The sequence below is a fragment of the Arthrobacter sp. SE2 genome, assembly GCF_058244265.1.
In genome coordinates, this window is record NZ_JBZAYA010000046.1 from 1 (window position 1) to 1,705 (window position 1,705).

Here is a 1,705-nt window from a genome sequence, read left to right on the forward strand (position 1 = left end):
CCTCGATCTTTCACGAGGCAGGATTTCGGCGGGGTCAGGGCTTACTGGCTGCCTGACTGGGTTTGATTCTGGCATGAAGGTGTGACAGGGCGGCCGCTGACCGGTGGCGGCTGGCCGCGGGCGGTTCCACTGCCGCCCGTTTTGGTGTTCTTGCTCCCTTTGATTCGTTGTCCTCTGGCCGGTTTCCGGCTATGGCGGGGTGATGGCCCTCAGCCTGGCGAGGCCCTTGATCAACAGGGACGTTTCGGGGGCCGTGGAGGCCAGATGCACGATAACCTGGCGGGCGTGACGGCTGATTTTCCCTGCGATCTCGAAGACCCTCGCACGGAGCTTCTTGGGTTCCCACCGCCGCACCTTCGTTCCGGTGAAGGCGAGCAGCTGCGCCCATGCGGTGAGTTCGGCCGCGAGCATGACCAGATGGCACCAGAGCGTGTTCGCGGCGAAGGAATGCAGGGGAAGGTTTTGAAGGCCGGTGTCCTTGGCGCCCCGGATCCGGTCCTCGCAGCGGGCCCGCAACCGGTGCCTGACTTCAAGGTCGGCGAGCTGGCCGCGGGCCTGGTTTGTCGCGAACGCCGTGTATCTCATCCCGTCGATGTCGGTGATCCGCAGCTGCGCGCCCGGGTGCGGGACTTCCTTGCGGACGATGACCCGCAACCCTTTGGGCCAGGCGGAGAGCTCGAGCATGCCGGTGACCTCGGCCACCCAGGCGCCGTCCCGTTCGAACCCGTCACTGTTGTAGGCCCGCGTCCACGCCTTGTCCGGGATCAGCGGCAGGACGTCCTCGAGGGCCCCGTGGACCGGGAACCCGACGGAGTAGCCCAGGTTCCGGTGCCGGGCGGTGAGCCAGCGCAGGAACTCCTGCGTGCCGCCGGCCGAGTCCGTGCGGATCATGACCTTCCGTCCGGACCGATGGCCGGCGGGCAGCTGTTTCAGTGCGTCCCTGACCACCTCGATATGGTCCGCGGCCGTGTTGGAACCGGCATTACCCGGTCGCAACAGCACCGCCAAGGGCTCCCCGGTGCCCTCGGCGCCGTGGTCGATGAACGCGGCCAGCGGATGGAAGCCATACCCCTTCTTCCACGTCGGACGGGCATTTTCCTTCTCCGAGTGTGCCGTCAGGAGCGTGGCATCAACGTCGATGATCACCGGGTTCAAGGCGCTGGCGTCGTACAACGGCGACGCGTCCCCGGCCGCAGTCCAGGCCCGGGCACGGGCTTCGGCGCGCGCCTTATTGATCGCTGACACTGCCTTGCCCGGGCGCACCGTGGAGAGGGTCCGGACCAGCCGGCTGATTGTCGGATCCGAAGCCACCAGACCGTAAACCCCCGGCTGGGTGCGCAGCCGGTCCACGTCCGCCAAACAATCCCCGCCCGTGGCCAGGGACACGGCCTGGTCGGTGAGGATCTTGCCCGGATCATGCCGGGCGAACGGCTTGCGCCACGGCCCCAATCCTGCGGACAACGCTGCCATCAACCCCGTGGCCCGGACCGTTTCAGTCAGCACCAGCCCGCCCGCCTGCGACACCACCCCGTCACCGGCGGAATCAACACGGACAGACGGATAGGACGAGGTAAGATCAGACACCAGAAAGGTGCTCCTTCGAGCGGGTCAAAACAGTGCGTCAACAACACTATTTTCCCAGCTCAGGGGCACCTTTCCCTGCTTAAACACGCGCTGCCAGCATCCGCCTCATGAAATACCGAGG

General features: G+C 66.2%; 1 protein-coding gene. It reads right to left on the minus strand.

Annotated elements, in window-relative coordinates; all coding sequences use genetic code 11:
- Positions 1–189: 189 nt before the first annotated feature.
- Positions 190–1,584, minus strand: a complete 1,395-nt coding sequence (locus AC4CS3_RS23870) for an IS1380 family transposase (protein WP_490785531.1) — start codon at positions 1,582–1,584, stop codon at positions 190–192.
- Between the last annotated feature and the right edge of the window lie 121 nt (positions 1,585–1,705).